Origin of the sequence: Embleya sp. AB8, from assembly GCF_049739465.1 — a bacterium.
In the GTDB taxonomy this organism is placed as follows: domain Bacteria; phylum Actinomycetota; class Actinomycetes; order Streptomycetales; family Streptomycetaceae; genus Embleya.
In genome coordinates this window covers 62,734-82,010 of the sequence record NZ_JBMHHY010000012.1, presented here as the reverse complement: position 1 = coordinate 82,010, position 19,277 = coordinate 62,734, and the positions used below count along the sequence as shown (strand labels likewise).

18 protein-coding genes are annotated in these 19,277 nt (G+C 69.7%); 6 read left to right on the top strand and 12 right to left on the bottom strand.

All coding sequences use genetic code 11. The features are described 5' to 3' along the window. The first annotated feature begins 89 nt into the window (after positions 1-89). Positions 90-1,265, top strand: coding sequence for a 4-hydroxybenzoate 3-monooxygenase (locus ABIA38_RS18765; RefSeq protein ID WP_424639828.1), 1,176 nt, complete (start codon positions 90-92; stop codon positions 1,263-1,265). 355 nt (positions 1,266-1,620) lie between these two features. On the opposite strand, the gene ABIA38_RS18760 is transcribed toward ABIA38_RS18765, so the two are convergent. Next, positions 1,621-2,196 carry a TerD family protein gene (locus tag ABIA38_RS18760; protein ID WP_424639827.1) on the bottom strand — a complete coding sequence of 192 codons (576 nt, stop codon included), beginning with the start codon at positions 2,194-2,196 and terminating at the stop codon, positions 1,621-1,623. A 255-nt stretch (positions 2,197-2,451) separates the two neighbouring features. On the opposite strand from ABIA38_RS18760, the gene ABIA38_RS18755 reads away from it, so the two are divergent. Continuing rightward, positions 2,452-2,958 carry a flavin reductase family protein gene (locus tag ABIA38_RS18755; RefSeq protein WP_424639826.1) on the top strand — a complete coding sequence of 169 codons (507 nt, stop codon included), beginning with the start codon at positions 2,452-2,454 and terminating at the stop codon, positions 2,956-2,958. Between the two features lie 77 nt (positions 2,959-3,035). On the opposite strand, the gene ABIA38_RS18750 is transcribed toward ABIA38_RS18755, so the two are convergent. From ABIA38_RS18750 to ABIA38_RS18730, 5 genes are all read right to left on the bottom strand, one after another. Next, a complete protein-coding gene (locus ABIA38_RS18750; RefSeq protein WP_424639825.1) occupies positions 3,036-3,668 on the bottom strand; it encodes a response regulator transcription factor in 633 nt (210 codons plus the stop codon). After that, positions 3,665-4,855 carry a sensor histidine kinase gene (locus tag ABIA38_RS18745; protein ID WP_424640058.1) on the bottom strand — a complete coding sequence of 397 codons (1,191 nt, stop codon included), beginning with the start codon at positions 4,853-4,855 and terminating at the stop codon, positions 3,665-3,667. Before ABIA38_RS18745 ends, ABIA38_RS18750 begins: the two co-directional genes overlap by 4 nt. Positions 4,856-4,860: 5 nt before the next feature. Next, complete coding sequence (locus tag ABIA38_RS18740) at positions 4,861-5,649, bottom strand: ABC transporter permease (protein ID WP_424639824.1); 789 nt, start codon at positions 5,647-5,649, stop codon at positions 4,861-4,863. Next, on the bottom strand, positions 5,649-6,521 hold the full coding sequence (locus ABIA38_RS18735) for an ABC transporter ATP-binding protein (protein ID WP_424639823.1): 873 nt from the start codon (positions 6,519-6,521) through the stop codon (positions 5,649-5,651). Before ABIA38_RS18735 ends, ABIA38_RS18740 begins: the two co-directional genes overlap by 1 nt. Positions 6,522-6,913: 392 nt before the next feature. Next, positions 6,914-8,386 carry an MFS transporter gene (locus ABIA38_RS18730; protein ID WP_424639822.1) on the bottom strand — a complete coding sequence of 491 codons (1,473 nt, stop codon included), beginning with the start codon at positions 8,384-8,386 and terminating at the stop codon, positions 6,914-6,916. Positions 8,387-8,617: 231 nt separating this feature from the next. On the opposite strand from ABIA38_RS18730, the gene ABIA38_RS18725 reads away from it, so the two are divergent. Beyond that, entirely contained in the window at positions 8,618-9,265 is a 648-nt protein-coding gene (locus ABIA38_RS18725) for a TetR family transcriptional regulator (RefSeq protein WP_424639821.1), read from the top strand. A gap of 34 nt (positions 9,266-9,299) precedes the next feature. Here ABIA38_RS18725 and ABIA38_RS18720 read toward each other — a convergent pair whose 3' ends face one another. Next, entirely contained in the window at positions 9,300-11,573 is a 2,274-nt protein-coding gene (locus ABIA38_RS18720) for an ATP-binding cassette domain-containing protein (RefSeq protein WP_424639820.1), read from the bottom strand. Positions 11,574-12,061: 488 nt separating this feature from the next. Next, entirely contained in the window at positions 12,062-12,388 is a 327-nt protein-coding gene (locus tag ABIA38_RS18715; protein ID WP_424639819.1) for a hypothetical protein, read from the bottom strand. 546 nt (positions 12,389-12,934) lie between these two features. Here ABIA38_RS18715 and ABIA38_RS18710 point away from each other — a divergent pair. Further along, positions 12,935-13,168, top strand: a complete 234-nt coding sequence (locus ABIA38_RS18710; protein ID WP_424639818.1) for a hypothetical protein — start codon at positions 12,935-12,937, stop codon at positions 13,166-13,168. A 9-nt stretch (positions 13,169-13,177) separates the two neighbouring features. Here the strand turns inward: ABIA38_RS18710 and ABIA38_RS18705 are convergent, their stop codons facing one another. After that, complete coding sequence (locus tag ABIA38_RS18705; protein ID WP_424640057.1) at positions 13,178-14,248, bottom strand: serine hydrolase domain-containing protein; 1,071 nt, start codon at positions 14,246-14,248, stop codon at positions 13,178-13,180. Positions 14,249-14,567: 319 nt separating this feature from the next. Next, a complete protein-coding gene (locus tag ABIA38_RS18700) occupies positions 14,568-15,506 on the bottom strand; it encodes a LysR family transcriptional regulator (RefSeq protein WP_424639817.1) in 939 nt (312 codons plus the stop codon). 222 nt (positions 15,507-15,728) lie between these two features. Here ABIA38_RS18700 and ABIA38_RS18695 point away from each other — a divergent pair, with 222 nt between their 5' ends. Beyond that, entirely contained in the window at positions 15,729-16,991 is a 1,263-nt protein-coding gene (locus ABIA38_RS18695) for an MFS transporter (protein WP_424639816.1), read from the top strand. A gap of 81 nt (positions 16,992-17,072) precedes the next feature. Here ABIA38_RS18695 and ABIA38_RS18690 read toward each other — a convergent pair whose 3' ends face one another. Further along, complete coding sequence (locus tag ABIA38_RS18690) at positions 17,073-17,609, bottom strand: SixA phosphatase family protein (RefSeq protein ID WP_424639815.1); 537 nt, start codon at positions 17,607-17,609, stop codon at positions 17,073-17,075. Positions 17,610-17,814: 205 nt separating this feature from the next. Continuing rightward, a complete protein-coding gene (locus ABIA38_RS18685; RefSeq protein WP_424639814.1) occupies positions 17,815-18,756 on the bottom strand; it encodes an NAD(P)-dependent oxidoreductase in 942 nt (313 codons plus the stop codon). 95 nt (positions 18,757-18,851) lie between these two features. Between ABIA38_RS18685 and ABIA38_RS18680 the strand changes: the two genes are divergently transcribed. Beyond that, positions 18,852-19,259, top strand: a complete 408-nt coding sequence (locus ABIA38_RS18680; protein WP_424639813.1) for a MerR family transcriptional regulator — start codon at positions 18,852-18,854, stop codon at positions 19,257-19,259. Positions 19,260-19,277 lie beyond the last annotated feature (18 nt).

Below are 19,277 nucleotides of genomic sequence, written 5' to 3'. Positions count from 1 at the left end.
TTCCGGTCACCGGAAGGGGAGCGGGTGGCCGGTGCGCGCGATGGGCGAGCCTGGGGCGGATCGGTACCGGCGGGACGAGGAGCGGGCGGATGCGGACACAGGTCGCGATCATCGGTGCGGGTCCGGCGGGTCTGCTCCTGTCGCAACTGCTGCACGACCGGGGGATCGACACGGTGGTGTTGGAGGCGCGCGGTCGGGACTACTGCGAGCGGCGGCAGCGTGCGGGCATGTTGGAACAGGCCACGGTCGATGTCCTGCGTGCGGCCGGTGCGGCGGATCGCCTGGATCGTGAGGGCCTCGTGCACCACGGGATCCATCTGCGCTTCGCGGGTACGGACCGGCACATCGACTTCCCGAGCCGGACCGGCGGGCGATCGGTCACCGTCTACGGGCAGACCGAGATCGTCAAGGACCTGATCGCCAAGCGGGTGGCGGAGGGAGCGCGGCTGTACTTCGACGCGCCGGTGACCTCGATCGAGGGCATCGACGGGGACGCGCCGCGGGTCCGGTTCGTGCGGGACGGGGTCGAGGAGGTGCTCGACTGCGAACTGATCGCGGGCTGCGACGGCTTCCACGGGGTGTCCCGGGCGGCGATCCCGGCCGACGTGCTGAGGACGTACGAGCGGGTCCATCCGTTTGCCTGGCTGGGCATCCTGGCCGAGGTCGCGCCGTCGACGGACGACCTGATCTACGCGTACAGCGAACGCGGCTTCGCGCTGCACAGCATGCGGTCGTCGGAGGTGAGTCGGCTCTACCTCCAGGTGGCCCCGGACGCGGACCTCGCCGACTGGCCGGACGAGCGCATCTGGGCCGAGCTGCGGGAGCGGTTGGCGCTGCCGGGCTGGACGTTGGACGAGGGGCCGATCAGCGAGCGGAGCATCACGCCGATGCGGAGCTTCGTGGCGGAGCCGATGAGCTTCGGCAGGTTGTTCCTGGCCGGCGACGCGGCGCACATAGTGCCGCCGACGGGGGCCAAGGGGCTCAATCTGGCGATGGCGGATGTGCGGGTGCTGGGTGACGCGGTCGGCGAGTGGTACGAGCGGGGTTCGCGGGGTGGGCTGGACGCGTACAGCGACACGTGTCTGCGGCGGGTTTGGCGGGCCGAGCACTTCTCGTACTGGATGACGACGCTTTTGCACCTCGACCCGGGTGCGGCGGAGTTCGAGCAGCGTTGTCAATTGGCCCAGTTGGCCTATGTGGCGGATTCCGAGGCGGCGATGGACTCGCTGGCCGAGAACTACGTCGGCTACACGTGGGCCGACTGAACACGCCGGTGTCCCGGGGTGGCCTCAAGCGCCGGCCGGGCTACTTGGCCTCATGCGCCGGCCGGGCTGGATGTCTTCGGCCGACCTTGAGCGTTGGTCGCGCTGCGTTGGCCTCAAGCGCCGGCCGGGCTGAGTGGCCTCAAACGCCGGCCGGGCTGGATGTGTTCGGCCGACCCTGGGCGTTGGTCGCGCTGCGTTGGCCTCATGCGCCGGCCGGGCTGAGTGGCCTCAAACGCCGGCCGGGCTGAAAGTGTTCGGCCGACCCCGGGCGTTGCTTGCGCTGCGTTGGCCTCAAACGCCGACCGGGCTATCGACAGCCCGGCCGGCGCATGAGGCCAAAATGGAGGCCGCAGGCTCAGACGCTGACGCCGAAGTCCTTTGCGATTCCGGCCAGGCCGGAGGCGTAGCCCTGGCCGAGGGCGCGGAACTTCCAGTCGGTGCCCGCTCGGTAGAGCTCGCCGAAGAGCATCGCGGTCTCCGTCGACGCGTCCTCGGAGAGGTCGTAGCGGGCCAGTTCGGTGTTGTCGGCCGCGTTGAGGACGCGGATGAACGCGTTGCGGACCTGGCCGAAGGACTGCTTGCGGGTCTCCGCGTCGTAGACCGAGACCGGGAAGACGACCTTGTCCACGTCGGCGGGCAGGCCGGCGAGGTTGACCTTGATCTGCTCGTCGTCGCCCTCGCCCGCGCCGGTGCGGTTGTCGCCGGTGTGCTCGACGCTGCCGTCCGGGGTCTTCATGTTGTTGAAGAAGACGAAGTGCTGGTCGGAGTAGACCTTGCCGGTCGTGTTGACCACGATCGCGCTCGCGTCGAGGTCGAAGTCCTCACCCGTGGTGGTGCGCAGGTCCCAGCCGAGGCCGACGACGACCGCGGTCAGGCCCGGGGCCTCCTTGGTCAAAGATACGTTTCCGCCCTTGCTCAGGCTCACGGCCATGGATGGTGTCCTTCCAGAGGTGTGTGACGTCGCGGACGACGCTACTGCTACTGATCCGGACGTGTGGCACGCACGCCTAAGTTCCCGAACGCGCCGAAAGGGGCCGTCAAGGTGGCGGTGATCACCGGATGGGAGGCACGCCACGTTATTGACGGTTCGTCAGATCCGCCGTTCAATGGCGGGGACAAACAGGCATACGACTAATAGTCATATTCACCGGTGGTCATCTCCGGCCACGGATCCCTGGGGGCAGCCATGTCCAACGCAAGGACGTCGTCGTCGGCCGGGCTCGATCAGGCGCGGATGCGCCAGGTCATGGGCCACTTCGCGACCGGCGTCACGGTGGTCACCGCGAGCCACGACGGCGTACCCGTGGGCATGGCATGCCAGTCGTTCACGTCGTTGTCCCTGGACCCGGCGTACATCTCGATCGCCCCGGCGCTCACCTCGACCACCTACCCCAGGGTCCGCACGGCGGGCCGGTTCGTGGTCAACGTCCTGGCCGAGGACCAGCAGGACCTCTGTCGCGCGATGGGCCGCAGCGGCGGCGACAAGTTCGCCGGCGTCGACTGGACCCCCGCCGACAACGGCGCACCGCGGCTCGCCGGCGCGTTGGCCTGGATCGAGTGCGACATCGCGCACGAACTGCCCGGCGGGGACCACGTGATCGTGATCGGCGCGGTGACCGCCCTGGACCTGCCGCGGGACACTGCGCCGCTGCTGTTCCACCGGGGCCGGTACGCGCGCCTGGTCGCCGAATAGGCCCCGGCTCGGCTGTCCGCCGACCGATCCCCGACTGATCCCGACCGATCCCGACCGATCCCCGACCGGGTTTCGGCTCAGCCGCCCGCCGCCGGCAACAACCCGTCCGCCATGGCCACCGTGACGGCGGCGGTGCGGTCGTCCACGCCGAGCTTGTTGAACGTACGCAGCAGGTGTGTCTTGACCGTGGCTTCGCTGATGTACAACTCGCGGCCGATCTCGGCGTTGGTCATCCCGCGCGCGACCAGGCCGAGCACCTGCGTCTCGCGCGGGCTCAGCGCGTCCCGGACCGGCGCCTTCATCCGGGTGACCAGCTTGGCCGCCACCGGCGGCGCAAGGACCGTCTCGCCCCGGGCCGCGGCCCGGACGGCGGCGGCCAGTTCCGCCCGGGGGGTGTCCTTGAGCAGGTATCCGGTCGCGCCCGCCTCGACCGCGCGCACGATGTCGGTGTCGGTGTCGTACGTGGTCAGGATCAGGACATGGATCCCGGGCAACTCGCGGACGATCCGCCGGGTCGCGGTCACCCCGTCGGTGCCCGGCATGCGCAGATCCATCAGCACCACGTCGGGCCGCAGTTCGGCGGCCCTGTCCACAGCCTGTGCACCGTCCTCGGCGGCGGCGACCACCTCGAAGTCGGGCTCTGCCGCGAGCATGCCCGCCAATCCCTCGCGCACCACGGGATGGTCGTCGGCGATGAGAAGCCGGATCACTGCGGTACCTCCACGCGTACGGTCGTGCCCCGGCCGGGCGTCGAGTGCAATTCCACCTCGCCGCCGACCTGTGCGAGTCGGGCTCGCATGCCGGTAAGACCGTATCCCCCCTTCCCCGGCCCCGGATCGAAGCCCCGTCCGTCGTCGGTGACGGTCAGCCGGGTGGCGAACGGCCGGTAGGCCAACTCCACCGTCACCGAACCCGCCTCGGCGTGCTTGCGGATGTTGGCCAGGGACTCCTGCAGCACCCGGACCAGCACCACCTGCACCGTCGAGGACAACTCGTGCTCGGCGCCGCTGACCTTGAACGTCGCGGCCATCTCCAACTCCTCGCCGAGCCCGGCCACGGTTCGGCCGAGCAGGTCGGCGAGCGGCTCGATGGTGCCCTCGCCCTCGGCCGGCCCCTGGGCGGCGACCAGGGCGCGGGCCTCGGCCAGGTTGTCCCGGGCCACCCGCTCCGCCAGGTCCAGCCGCTTGCGGGTGGCCTCGGCGTCGGTGTCCACGGTGATCCCGGCCGCCTGGATCAGCATCAGGATGCTGGTGAAGCCCTGCGCGAGGGTGTCGTGGATCTCCCGCGCCATGCGCTCCCGCTCGACCCGCACCCCCGCCTCGTGGTGCGTGTCCGCCAGCTCGGCCCGGGTCGCCTCCAACTCGCGCACCAGGTTCCCGCGCTCCTCCACCCGGTCGGCGAGCCAGTTGATCAACCGGGCCATCATGAAGCTGAAGCCGAGCACGACCGTCACCTCGATCAGGAGACTGACGACCCGGTCCGGCGCCCAGTGCGCCTGCCGGGCCTGGAACGCGCCGTTCACGCCGAAGAGGCAGATGCACGCCAGCAACGCCCCAGTCATCGCCTCGATGAAGGTGAAGGTCAGCGGCATCAGGAGGTACATGATCAGGATTCCGTCGGGACGCGAGGCGCTGAGCGCGATCACCCCGGCGTACGCGACCAGCAGGTGTGCCCGGCCGCGTCGGTCCCAATCGGTCGGATCCACGCCGGGCGGCAACATCACCCAGAAGGCCACGGGCAGTGCGGCGATCACCACGAAACACCAGATCGGCTGGTCGTGACCGGCGAACTCGGCGGCGGTGATCGCGGCGAGGACGAAGTACGCGTAGCGGTACGCGGTGAGCAGCCTGGTCCCGAAGGCCCGCTCCTCCGGGTCGTAGTCCCCCGGAATGCCCACTGTGCTCAACGCTCGTTCTCGCTCCACCTGAAGGTCTTGATCCACACGACCAAGGCGACCACACCCCACGCGCCCAGCACCAGGGCCACTCGTCCCAGCTCCCAGGCGCCCGCCGGCTCGACCGCCCGGAACGAATCCGGCAGGAACACCGAGCGCATCCCCTGGGTGAGCCACTTGAGCGGGAAGAGGGCGGCGAACTCCTGGACGCTGTTCGGCAGTTGGCTGAAGCTGACGAACACGCCGGAGACGAACTGGAGCGCGGTGAAGGGCAGGATGATCACCGCGCCGTTGGCGCCCTTCCTCATCAGTCCGCTCGCGGCCAGACCGAACAGTGTGGCGACGGTCACCCCCAGGACGAAGACCCACACGAAGGTCAGCCAGCGCATCGGGTCGTGCGGCAGGGTCAGATCCAGCCACAGCACGCCGACCACGAGCAGCACCGCGACCTGGGCCAGGGTGACCGTGAGCACCTGGGCGATCTTGCCGAGCAGGTACGCCGCGGGCGGCATCGGCGTGCCGCGCAGCCGTTTGAGGGTGCCGTCCTGCCGTTCGGCGGCCACCGCGAGGGCCAGGCCCTGGAAGCCGACGGCGACGATGCCGACCGCGATCATGCCCGCCGCGTGTACCCGACTCAGCGGCACGTTCGTTCCGTCCACCGTGCCGCCGCTGATCAGGCCGAGCAGTACCAGCATCAGTACCGGCATCCCGAAGGTCACCGCCACCTGTTCGCGGTGCCGGGCGAACATCTTGAGTTCCAGGCGGGTGCGTTCCGCCACGAGGGCCGGCATCGACATCACTCGGCTCCGATCAGGTCGAGGTAGACGTCTTCGAGGGACGGGCGGGTGACGGTCAGTTCCGGTACCTCGCCGCCGAAGCGGGCGGCCAGCCGGGCCACGTCGGCGGCGGGTGCGGTGCTGCGGAGCTGGTGCGTACCCTCCGCGTCGCGCCAGCGCAGCGTCGACGGGGCCAGGTGCCGCCCGCCGAGCCGCTCGGGCGAGTCCACGTCGACGATTTGGCCGGCGCGGATCACCCCGACCCGGTCGGCGAGGTGTTCGGCCTCGTCCAGGTAGTGCGTGGTGAGCAGGATCGTGGTGCCGGTGTCCCGCAGGCCGGCGATCAGCGCCCAGAAGCGGCGGCGTACCTCGGGGTCGAAGCCGGTGGTCGGCTCGTCCAGGAAGAGCAGTTCGGGGTCGCCCAGGATGCCGAGCGCGACATCGAGCCGGCGTCGCTGGCCGCCGGAGAGGGCGCCGGCGCGGGCGTTTTGTTTGTCGGTCAGGCCGACTGCCTCGATCACCTCGTCCGGGTCGCGGGGCTTGGGGTAGTAGTGCGCGAAGTGCCGGACGCTTTCGCGGACGGTCAGCCCGGATACGTCCGCCGACTCCTGGAGCACGATGCCGATCCGGGCCCGCCAGCGTGGGCCGGCGGTCGCCGGATCCTGGCCCAGGACGGCCACTTCGCCGGCGTCGCGCGAGCGGTAGCCCTCCAGGATCTCGGTCGTGGTGGTCTTGCCCGCGCCGTTCGGGCCGAGCAGCGCGAAGATCTCGCCGCGACGGACGTCGAGGTCGAGCCCGTCCACGGCCGGTCGTCCCCGGTATTCGCGCCGGAGCCCGCGCACGGTGATCGCCGTTTCGGCGTCGGTGTGTTGCGCTGTGGGTTCCCCTGTCATGCCTCGACGATCCCGCGCGGGGGGTGGGGTGCGGGACGTACGAACGACGGACGCCGGTTGTCCACCGATCGACGGACAACGGGCGGCTGCGGTTTTGGCTCGCCGGGTCTGCGTTGTCCTCAAACGCCGGACGGGCTGGATTTGGTGGGCTGTGCGGTTTGGCTGCGGGTTGGCTTGCCGGGCCTGCGGCCGGCTTGTCCTCAAGCGCCGGACGGGCTGGATTTGGTTGGTTGCGTGGTTGGGCTGCGGTTGGTTTGCCGGGCCTGCGGCTGGCTTGTCCTCAAACGCCGGACGGGCTGGATTTGGTTGGCTGCGCGGTTCGGCCCCGGATTGGTTGGCTGTGGTGCGGCCCCCCGGCCTGGTTGTCCTTGAGTGCCGGATGGGCTGGAGCTTCAGGTTGCCCGGGCCGGTTCGGTGAGCTCCTCGGTGGATGTCGTAGGTGGCTGGGGGTCGGGCATTCGCCATGCGCAGAGCGCGGCGAGTGCCATCAGTACTGCTGCGCCCGCGAAGATCAGGTCGACGCTGGAGACGAAGGCCGAGACCGCGTCGGCGTGTTCGGCCGGGGCGAGGTGGGCGATTGCGGAGATGTCGCCGACGTCGCTCTTCGCCGCGAACGCGCGGCCCAGCAGGGTGCCGAACAGTGCGACGCTCAGCGTGCCGGTCAGCGACTGGAAGAAGCGGATGCCGGTGGTGGTGACGCCCAGCTGCGCCGCCGGCGCGGCCCGCTGTACCGCGAAGATCGCCCGGCCCACCAGTTGCCCGAACCCGAGGCCCAGAAGCAGGAGTTCGCCGCGCAGCACCCACAGCGGGGTGTCCGTGCCGAGCAGCGCCAAGGCGGCGAACGTGAGGGTGGCGAGTGCCGTACCCGTGATCAGCCCGGTCCGGGTCTGCCAGGGGAGCTTGCTTCCGACGATGCCCGCGATCATCATGCCGATCGCCATGAAGGCCAGGTAGGATCCCGCGCCGGTGGCCGTCACGCCGCGCGCCAGTTGGAGGTACATCATCAGGTAGACGATCGTGCCCAGCATCCCGGCGCCGGTCAGGCCCTGGAGCAGGAAGCCGTTGCGGATGTACGCGCTGCGGAACAGCGACAGCGGCAGGATCGGTACGGCGACCGTGGCCTGGCGGCGGACGAACAGCGCCAGGCCGACGACCGTCGTGACCAGCAGGCCGAGGATCAGCGGGGAATCCCACGCATATTCGGTGCCGCCCCACTGGCAGGCCAGGATCATCGCGCTCGCGAACACCGCGACCAGTGCCGCGCCGACGAAGTCGATCCGGGTCTCGGTGGTGGTGTGCTTGGGCAGTCGCAATATCCACACCGCGCCGCTGATGATCAGCACGCCGAGCGGGACGTTGACGAAGAAGATCATCCGCCAGTTGCCGTGATCGGCGAACACGCCGCCGATGAACGGCCCGAGCGCCATCCCGCTGCCACCCAGGATGCCCGCGAGCGCGCTCGATCCGCCCTTGTCGCCGGGCTTGCGCAGCTGTGCGATGACGACCATGGTGACGCTCATCAGGCCGCCGGCGCCGATTCCCTGGATCGCCCGGAAGGCGATCAACTGGCCCATGGATTGGGCGAGTCCGCACAGCACCGAGCCGAGCAGGAAGGTCCCGATCGCGGCGAGATAGACCTGCTTGGCGCCGAACGCGTCGCACAGCCGGCCATACAGCGGCAGCACCACGCTCGCGGCCAGGGAGAACGCCGCGACCAGCCACGCGACGTGGTCGACGCCGTGCGCCGGGTCGAGATCGTGCACGATCGGGACGATCGCGGCGGAGACGATGTTCTGGTCCAGGATCGCCAGCACCATCGTCAGCAGGCACAGGATGGTGCCGACGCGGCGTTGGAAGTCGGTCATCCCGTCGGGCTCGGTCGCGGCGTTCGGTGGGGTGTCCGTTGTGGTCTCTGCTGTGGTCTCTGTTGCGGTGTCGGTTGTGGTTTTCGGTGGGGGGCTCGATGGGAGGTTCGGTGGGGTCTTCGGCGTCGGCTGCGAACCCCGTGTCGTCTTCATGGCAGGACCATAGGATTGATTTTTAGGTCGGGTCAATCTTTTGGTTCGACCAATTTATCATCCTGGTACAGTCCTGCCATGACCCAGGAACCCGGGCTGCGCGAGCGCAAGAAGTCGGAGACGCGGAGCGCGCTGTGGCACACCGCAGTACGGCTGTTCCTGGAGCGAGGCTTCGACAATGTGTCGGTGGCCGAGATCGCGGCCGGTGCGAATGTGTCCAAGATGACCGTGTTCAACTACTTCCCCGCGAAGGAAGACCTGATCCTGGCGCCGATGGAGGCACACGTCGGCGAGCCGGCCCGGGTGGTTCGGGATCGGGCGGTCGGGGAGAATGTGATCGAGGCGCTGCGCCGGCACTTCCTGACCGCGCTGCGCGAGCGGGACCCGGTCGTCGGACTGAGCGACGACCCGAAGATCCTCAGTGTGCATCGGCTGATCCTGGACACCCCGACGCTGCGGCACGGCGCGATGGCGATGCGGGAGCGCAACGAGCACCTGTTGGTCGCCGAGTTCGAGCGGGTGGTCGGGCGGCCGGGCGACCTGGCCTGCCGGCTGGCGGCGAGTCAGATCCTCAACGTGCGGCAGATCCTGGTCGCCCGGACCACCGAACGACTGGCCGCCGGCGCCACCGCCGACGAGGTGTACCCGGTGGCGGTGGCCGAGGCGGAGGCGGCGTTCAAGCAATTGGCGGAGGGACTGGGGGATTTCGGTATGCGGGAGGGGTGAGTCGCCCCGCTCGGGTTCGGGCTCGGGCCAAGACTCAGGCTTGGGCTCGGGCCGCGCCTCGGTTCAGGTTGCGGCGCAGGTATTCGCCGGTCAACGAGTGTGCTGCGGCAAGCAGTTGGGTCGGAGTGCCCTCGAACACCACGGTGCCGCCCTGCTTGCCGCCGTCCGGGCCGAGGTCGATCACCCAGTCCGCGCGGCCGACCACGTCCAGGTTGTGCTCGATCACCAGCAGGGTGTTGCCGCCGTCGACGAGGCGGTCGAGGAGGGCGAGCACCGTGTCCACGTCGGACATGTGCAGGCCCGTGGTCGGCTCGTCGAGTACGTAGATGCCGCCGGTCTTGGGCAACTCGCCGGCCAGCTTGAGGCGTTGCCGTTCGCCGCCGGAGAGCGTGCCGAGCGGCTGGCCCAACGTGAGATAGCCCAGGCCGACTTCGGTGAGCGCGGCCAGGTGCGGGCGGATCCGCTTCTCGGTGAAGAACTCCTGCGCGTCCTCGACGGTCAGGGCGAGCACGTCGACGATCGACCTGCCGCGCAGCGGATACTTCAGCACCTCGGCGTCGAAGCGAAGTCCCTCGCAGCGTTCGCAGATCGTGGTCACCGGGTCCATGAAGGCCATCTCGACGGTGATCGACCCGCGCCCCTGGCAGGCCCCGCAGGCGCCGGCCGAGTTGAAGCTGAACAGCCCCGGCTTCTGCCCGCTCGCCTTGGCGAACAGGGCCCGGATCGGGTCCATGATGCCCAGGTGACTCGCGGGCATGGAACGGGAGTTGGCCGCGATGGCGGATTGGTCGATGACGATGGTCTCGGGATAGGCGGCGGCGAACACCTCGGAGACCAGGCTGCTCTTGCCGGAGCCCGCGACGCCGGTGAACACGGTGAGTACGCCGGTGGGGATGTCCACGTCGACATCGCGCAGGTTGTGCAGGTTGGCGCCGCGGATCGGGAGTCGGCCGGTGGGGACGCGGAAGTCGGTCTTGACCACCGTGCCCCGGTTCAGGAAGCGGCCGGTGAGGGTGTCCGTCCCGAGCAGTTCCTCGACGGTGCCGGCGAAGACCAGCTCGCCGCCGTGCGAACCGGCGTGCGGGCCCATGTCGATCACGTGGTCGGCGACGGCGATCACGTCCGGGTCGTGCTCGACGACCAGCACGCTGTTCCCCTGGTCCCGCAGTGCGACCAGGAGTTCGTTGAGCCGGTGCACGTCGCGCGGATGCAGGCCGACGCTCGGCTCGTCGAAGATGTACGTCATGCCGGTGAGGCTGGAGCCGAGGTGGCGGACCATCTTCAGACGTTGCCCCTCGCCGCCGGACAGCGTGCCGGTCTCCCGATCCAGGCTGAGGTAGGACAGGCCGATGTCGACGATCCGCCGCAGCGCCGCGGCGGCGGCCTCGGCGACCGGCCCGCCGATCGGGTCCTCGATCTTGGTCAACACCCCGATCAGATCGCCGACTTCGAGGGCGCAGTAGTCGGCGATGTGGTAGCCGTCGATGCGGGCGGCCAGTACGGCCGGATTGAGGCGGGCGCCGGCGCAGTCCGGGCACGGCCCTTCGGTCAGGTAGCCCTCGACGACCTCGCGGGTCTTGGCACTGAGCGTGGACACGTCGCGGTTGAGGTAGAGCCGGTCGAAGCGGTTGTACACGCCTTCGAAGGTCACGTTGACCGTGCCGTCGGGGGTGACCCACTTGAACTTGATCACCCGGTCCGGGTCGCCGCGGGTGAGCAGCGCGAACTCGGCGTCGGTGTAGTCCGCGAGCGGCTTGGCGTTGTCGAACAGGCCGGAGGCCTGGTACATCGCGACCGCGAGCAGGCCGACCCGGAACGCGCCGGTGTCCAACGACTTGGCGGTGTCCAACAGGCGTGCGTGGTCGGCCCGTACGGTCCGACCGAGGCCGGCGCAGGTGGGACACATGCCGCCGGGGTCGTTGAACGAGTACATCGCGGGGGTGCCGGCCGAGGGCTCGGCGATCCGGGAGAAGAGCACCCTGAGGAGCGGGTTGATGTCGGTCATCGTGCCCACCGTGGAGCGGGAGTTGGCACCGATCGGCTTCTGATCGACCACGATGGCCGGGGATACGTTCTCGATCGCGTCCGCGTGCGGGCGTTCGTGGCGGGGGAGGAACTTGCGCTCGAACGCCGAGAAGGTTTCGTTGAGTTGCCGCTTGGACTCGACCGCGACGGTGTCGAAGACGATGGATGACTTGCCGGATCCGGACGGGCCGGTGAAGACGACGATCCGGTTCTTCGGGATGCGCAGCGAGACGTCCTTGAGGTTGTTTTCGCGCGCGCCGGTGATGACGATGTCGTTGATCATGCGGCTCCGTAGGTCGTCCACGACGGGCTTCGGCGGGCCCGGATCGGTCGCGCGGGCCGGGCGGAGGCGCACGCGACGGAGTCAACGATCGTACGGGGGCGGGCCGACAGCCGGGTGCGGACCGCCGGCGCGAGCCGCGCGACGCTCGATCACGCCGCGGTCGCCGGGAAGTTCGCGCGCGATCGGGTCTGCGTCGGCGGTGTGTCGGCTGTGTGTGGCGGTGTGTGGGCGGTGTGTCGGTTGCCTGTCCGTTATCCGCCGTGCCGACCCTGAGGCGGGGTCAGTTCGTGGTGCGGCGTTGCGGGAGAGTGTCCCAACCCGTGGGCAGTGGGTTGAGATCGTCGTCCCGGGGCCACTCGTGCCGGCAGTCCGCACACAACCGAGGATGCGGTTCCATACGCAGCATCACGTGAATGCTCATGCACTGGGGGCATCGCATGGGCTCACGTCTGGGCTCCCGCTCGTACGTCATGCAACGAGGGTACGCGTCAGTTCTCTTCGAGGAACCACGCGGATTGGCATTCGACGCAGTAGCGCCGTCCGAGCGGCTGTTGCCGAATGATCACCCGGGTATCGCGACACACGGGGCAAATCCCACCGGCGTCGAGGGTGGTGTCCGGGGTGATGTCGTCCTCGGCGGGCACCACAGTGAACGCCTCGACATAGGCCGGGATCGGGGACAAGCCCTGGCGTTCGGCGTCCTCGATGATCGCGTCGGCCAGGTCGGCCAGGTCGAGCGCCCGAGCGATGCCCTCATGGCGTTGGCTCAGTTCCTCGTCGTCCATGGTTGCCCCCTCGAAAGTGGTCACGCTCATGATGCCTCCTACGCCTGTTGGTGTCCCGAGCCGGCACCGATCTTGGGCGGCGGGACGGGTCCGGCCGAGGGGGCGCGGGACCGCGTGGCGGTGGGGAGTTCGCCCGCGCGCACCCATTTCTCGGCGTGGTGTGGCGCGGCGCGAGGTGAGCGTGCGCGGCTTCACGAATGGCCCGATTCGATGCACACTGGCTGTAGTCGGGCTGTGACGCACTTCGAAGGAAGCCTATGGACGAGCACGTTGAACGACCTGATTCCGACCGGCCCGACGACCAGGGTGGTCGGTTGTTCGTGACGCAGGTCGAAGAGGGTCGGTGGTACGTCATTCCGGCGACGATCGCGGGCATTCGTGAGTCGCTGCCCGAGGGCCGGCGCGGCGACTTCACGAAGGCGATCGAGAACACCCCGGCGCGGGACATGCTCGCCACGATGGTGCGGTGGTCACGCTCCACCACCGACATGCAGGAGGCGGTGGAGCGTGTCCACGACTGGGTGCAAGGAATCCACGAGGAAGCCGAAGTACGCATGATCATGGGGGAGGACCGCGATGACGTACTCCGTACGGTGCAGTCCCGTCTCCGAGAAGGCCCGCCGCGACCTGAATCCGGCGCAGCGGCGGGATCTGGATAGCGGAATCGCGCGGATCGCCTGCGATCCCTACGGGTCCGGATCCAGTCCCACCTACAGCAAGGACCGGCGAGAGGCCACGTGCGGTTCGGTGTTCGTGGTCTACCAGATCACGGCAAGTGAGCTGGTGATTACGGTGGTCCAGGTCATCTGACGTCTGGCTTCAGCCGCACAAGGCCGTCTCCACGACGGCGTCGACGCGCGTCATGGCCGACTTGTCGGTCGGCTGGATCGTCACCGCGACGTTGGCCGCGCGGCCGTCGTCGGTGGCGCCGCCGCGGGTCTCGTAGCCCGGGAAGCTGCCGCCGTGGCCCCAGTAGAGGCCGCCGCGGCCACACGACAGCGGCTTGCTCACGAGTCCCAGTCCGTAGCGGGCGCCGGGGCCGAAGGTGCTCTCGGCGGGCACGGTGGTGCGCATCTGGGCGAGTTGGGCCGCCGGGAGGAGGCGGCCGGGGGACAGGAGCGCGGTGTAGAACCGGTTGAGGTCGGAGTTGGTGGAGATCAGCTGACCCGCCGCCCACGTCCACGAGGGGTCCATCTCGGTGATGTCGCGCAGTGGCGCGCTCGCCGACTCCCGGTCGTAGCCCTGGGGATGGGGCTCTCGGATGGTCACGTCACCGGGTGCGGGGAAGTAGGTGTGGCGCAGGCCGAGGGGCTTGATGATGCGCCGTTCCAGCTCCTTGGCGATGGGTCGGCTGGTGACCTTCTCCACGATCAGGCCGGCCAGCACGTAGTTCGTGTTGCTGTACTCCCACTTCTCCCCGGGGATGAAGCGGGCCGGGTGCCGGAGAGCGATGTCGACGAGTTCGAGGGGTTTGTAGTTGCGGAGTTGGAGGTCGTACTCGGTGTAGTTGGGCAGTCCGCTGGTCTGTTGCAGGAGCTGACGGACGGTGATGCGGCGTCCGTCGATCCCCTCGCCGCGGACCAGGCCCGGGAGGTAGGTGTCGACCCAGGCATCGAGGTCGATCCGCCCTTCGGCGACCAGTTGCAGCACGACCACCGCGGTGAACGCCTTGGTGTTGCTGCCGATTCGTACCTGCCCGTCCCTGGGTACCGGCGCGCCGGTGGCCAGGTTGCCGACCCCTGCGGTGTAGGTGTGGGTACGGCCGTCGCGGCCCTTGACGCTCGCCAGCGCGGCGGGCATGCCATCGGCGCTCACCAGCGCGTTCAGGCCCGGTTGCACGGCGTCCGGCCTGGTGGCGGCGGATGCCGAGGACGGCGCCAGGGCACCCATCGCCAGGACGCCGACCGCCAGCACGGCTACGCCCGAGACGGCTCCGCGTCGACCGCTCCGCCGCCGCCGCTGTTGCTGCGGCTGCGACTGCGGCTGCGGCTGCGGCTGCTCGGAAGAACCACGCCACTGCCACGCCTGCTGCCATGCCTGCCGCCACGCCTGCTGCTCACGCACGAGTCAACTCCTGGGAAATCATTGGGAATCCAGCGGTATGTGCCGAACCCAGGATGTCCCGATGCGCCCGCCCGGGGCGATCCCGCCACCCACCCGGCTTCAGGTAGGGCCAACCCCCCGGTGGGCCACGCCGAGGCGGCGGCGTTCAACGCCCGGTTGCCCAGTTCGGCGCCCAGGTCCCGGGGGCGTCGTGCCCGGTCGTCGTGGCGGCGAGGTGGGCGCGGAGGGTGGTCAGCGCGGGGTGCGGGTTGTCGCGGTGCCAGATCAGCGAGTGCGGGTAGACGGGCATCGGGTCGGTCACCGGGATGCGGCGCAGGCCGTGGTCGGCGGGCCAGACGAGGCGGGTGTGCCCGCCCATGAAGGTGGCCAGGGCCGGGGTGTCGGCGATGGTGTCGAGGAGCACGTCGGAGCCGAAGTTGGGGCCGGTCGCCTCGATGGTGAGGTCGAACTCGGCGACCAGGTCGTCATAGTAGGCGGCCCACTCCGAACCGGGGACGATGCCGGGCATCCAGATTCGGTGCCCGGCGAGCCGAGCGAGGGGTACCGACCGGGCGCGCGCCAACGCGTGCGCGGGGCCGGTGAGCAGCTGTAGCGGCTCGTCGAGCACCCGGACGGACTCGATGTCCTCGGGCAGGGGGGGTCGGCCGGGCGCGGTGACAGCGCGAAAGGATGCGTCGAGCGCACCGGACCGGATGCCGGCGACGGCCGTCTCGATGTCGAACAACATCAGCACGTCGAGGTCGATCTCGGGGTGCGCGTGGTGGAAGCCGCGCATCAGGCTCGACCCCGCGCCGCGCGAGCCGATCACGTCGACGCGCAGCGGCCGGCGGCCGGTGTGCACGGAGGCGACCGCGCGCTCGGCCACCCGCAGCAGTTCGCGGGCGTGGGGCAGGAACGCCTGGCCGTCGATGGTGAGTTCGGCGCCGCGCGGGGTGCGGGTGAACAGCCGTACGCCGAGGTCGCGCTCCAGTGCGGCGATGCGCTTGGAGACGGCCTGCTGGGTGATCGCCAGCTCGGCGGCGGCCTCCTGGAACTGTCCCGCGTCGGCAACGGCGACGAAGGTCCGGGCGGCGTCGAGATCCATGCGGACACCCTAGGGGTACAACCATTGGTTGTGGCCGAGCGGCTCCCCGGTTGTTTGATCCCCGGGCCCGGCGCTCGCTTTGATGTTTCCGATCGCGGATCGGTTGTGCGGTCGTGCGGGTTGCGCGGGTTATGCGGGTTGCGCGGGTTGCGCGGGTTGCGCGGGTTGCGCGGGTCGTGTGGGTCGTGTGGGTTGTGCGGATGAGTGACGGGGGCGTCGGACATGCGGAACGGGCACCGGATGGGGCATCGGCTGGGGCGGCGGTTCGGGTGGTTGTGGGGAGCGTACGGGACCAGCGCGCTCGGCACGTGGCTTGCCTTCGGCGCGTTCCCGCTGATCGCCATCCAGGTGCTGGACGCCGGGCCGGCGGAGGTGGCGGCGTTGTCCTCCGCAGGAGCGGCGGTGGGTGCGGCCGTGGCGGTGCCGCTCGGCCCGTGGGTGGAGTTCCGCCGCAAGCGGCACGTGCTGATCGGGATGGACCTGGTGCGGTTTGCGGCGCTGCTGACGATCCCGGCCGCGTTCGCGCTCGGCGTGCTCTCCTTCGTCCAGCTCCTGCTGGTCTCGGTCGTCGTCGCGGCGGCCGACATCACCTTCGGCGCCGCCTCCGGCGCGTACCTCAAGACGCTGCTGCCGGCCGAGGACCTGCTCGTCGCCAACGCCCGATTCGAGTCCACCGCCTGGACGACCACGATCATCGGACCGCCGCTGGGTGGCGCCGCGATCGGGCTGCTCGGTCCGGTGACGACGGTGGTGGCCGACGCGGTCAGCTACCTGCTCTCCGCCCTGGGCATCCGCGCGATCGGCGGCAAGGAACCGCGGCCCGAGCGCCGGGAGGTCGCGCGCATGCGGGCCGGGGACCTGCTCGACGGGTGGCGGTACATCCTCGCCGACGCGTCGCTGCGACCGCTGTTCTTCAACAGCACCTTGTTCAACGGCCTGTTGATGGCCGTCACGCCGCTCCTGACCGTCCTGATGCTCGGGCGGCTCGGGTTCACACCGTGGCAGTACGGCCTCGCCTTCGCCGCGCCCGCGATCGGCGGGTTGCTCGGTTCGCGGCTGGCCCGACCGCTGGTCGGTCGGTACGGGCAACACCGGGTCCTGGTCGTGGCCGGTACGCTGCGCGCGCTCTGGCCGGTCGGGCTGGCCTTCGTGGGGCCGGGGACCGGCGGACTGCTCCTGGTGATGGGCGTCGAGTTGGGACTGATCTTCTGCTGCGGGGTCTTCAACCCCGTCTACTCCACCTACCGCCTCGAACGCACCGCGACCGACCGGGTCGCCCGCACCCTGTCCGCGTGGTCGGTGACGAACAAGGCCACGACCGCGCTCCTGACCGCCCTCTGGGGCGTGCTGGGCAGCCTGCTCGGCCCGCGTACGGCCATCGGCCTGGCCGGCGTGCTTCTGCTGGCGACTCCGCTGCTGCTGCCTCGAGCGCCCCGGAGGGATGCTCCGGAGCGCTCCGCGTGGTCGGGTCAGGCGGCGTTGTGAGGTTTGCCGAACTCTTCGATCAGGACCGGGTATTGCTCCCCGCCGTGGCCGGCGGCGATGGCGTTCACGCCCGGTGAGGCATCACTTCGGTCGGCTGCTCACGCGCTCGGGGGCCCGGAAGCCGACCAGGCGGGCAATCCCATGCTCAACGGCCTTCCAGGACCCTTGGAAGGTCAGGACGGCGACCGAGGTGGTCGGGAATCCACTGCGGTTCATCCGCGCGAGCAAGTCGCCCTCGCTCTCGCCCGCAAGGGCATCGGCGAGCCCATGCATGCCGGGATTGTGGCCGACCAGCAGCAGATCCGTGAGCTCGTCGGATGCCTCGTTGAGCACCGCGATCAGCTCACCCACCGAAGCCTCGTAGAGGCGGTCTTCATAGACCGTCCGGGGGCGCTGCGGTAGTTCGGCAACCGCGAGCTTCCAGGTCTCCCGGCACCGTGCGGCCGTCGAACAGAGGGCAAGGTCGGGAGCAATACCGGCGCCGGCCAGCCACTTGCCGGCAACCGGCGCGTCCTTGCGACCCAGCTCCGCGAGCGGGCGCTCATGGTCGTCCACGTCCGACCATTCGGACTTGCCATGTCGCATCAGGATCAATCGGCGGGTGATTTCAGCACTCATGCGGCCAAGCTACACACTCCGAAGTTGGTTGATGACGCATTGATATCAACTGAAGGTGTGGTCTCTCTCGGCTTGACCTCGTGCAGAGCGGCCTACTGGGCCCGCGTACGGCCATCGGCCTGGCCGGTGTGCTCGTGCCGGCGACCGCGCCGCTGCTGCTCCGAGCGCCCCGGAGGGATGCTCCGGAGCGCTCCGCGTGGTCGGGTCAGGCGGCGTTGTGAGATTTGCCGAACTCTTCGATCAGGACCGGGTATTGCTCCCCGCCGTGGCCGGCGGCGATGGCGCGGTCGGCCATGGTCTTGAGCAGGTTCGGGAGTTCGGTGTTGACGCCGGCCGCTTCGCTTTCCTCGATCAGGTGGGCCATCGACCGTGCGTCCGTTTCCAGGGCCGCCACCTCGGCGGGGAAGGCGCCGCGGTCGATCTGCTCGGCGTACCCGGGTAGCCATTCGGCCACGCCGGCGGCGATCTGCCGCGCGAACGGCGCGTACGTCGCGGCGTCGACGCCGGCCGTCCTGAGCAGGGCGGTGCCCTGGAGCCAGGCGTTCAGGACGCTCCACATCATGGCCAGGCCGGCCACGTCGTACAACGATGCCAGCCCATGGTCCTCGCCGAGGTGGGTGACGGTGCCGAGCGCGGCGAGTGTCGACCTGTGCGCGTCGAAGTCCGACTGCGGCCCGCTGTGCAGAAGCACCGCCTCCTCGGTCCCGATCGCCGCCGGGATGGCCATGATCGCGCCGTCCAGGTAGCGGGCACCGCGCTGCTCGGCCCAGCGGGCGGCCTCCCGGGCTTGGGCCGAGCTGCCCGAGGTCAGATTGATCAACGTGGTGCCGTCGAGCGTGCGGTCACTCGCGCCGACCGCGCCGTCACTCGCGTCGCCGAAAAGGTCGTACATGGCCTGGTAGTCGGTGACGCAGATGATCACCAGGCCGCCGGCTTCGAGCGCGTCCCCGACCGTCGCCGCCCGCCGGGCGCCCTCGGCCACCAGCCGGTCGGCCCTGGCGGGCGTACGGTTCCACACGGTGGTCGGATGCCCGGCCGCCAGGAACGCGCCGGCGAGTGCCCGGCCCATCAGGCCGAGCCCGATGACGGTCACTGGCGATGGCGATGGCGATGGTGCGGGCGCGGGTGCGGGCACTGGCGCTGGCATGGGCGCTGGCACTGGCACGGGTGAATTGGTCTTGTCGATGTCCATGGCAGCATCGTCAACGTTCATACCGGTGTGAAGGTCAAGCGAGGTTTTCGATGCGGATCGGGGAACTGAGTCGTCGGACGGGCGTCAACGCCCATCAGCTGCGCTACTACGAGACCCAGGGCCTGCTGGAGGCGGACCGCGGTGCGAACGGATACCGCGAGTACGACGAGAGCGCCGTGCTGCGGGTGAAGCAGATCCGGCACCTGCTCGGCGCCCGGCTGTCCTCCGAGGACATCGCGTACGTGCTGCCGTGCGCGGTGGGCGAGGCACCGGAGTTGCCCGGGTGCCCCGAACTGGTGGCCGCGATGCGGGCACGGTTGCGGCGACTTGACGATCAGATGGCTACGCTCGCGCAGTCCCGGGACGCGCTGGCCGACTACATCGATGCGGCGGAGCGGATGGGTGGCGAGAGCTATCCGCCGTTCGACGGGGCCGAGGCGGAGGCCATATCGGCCTGAGTGGCTTGGCGCGTCGGC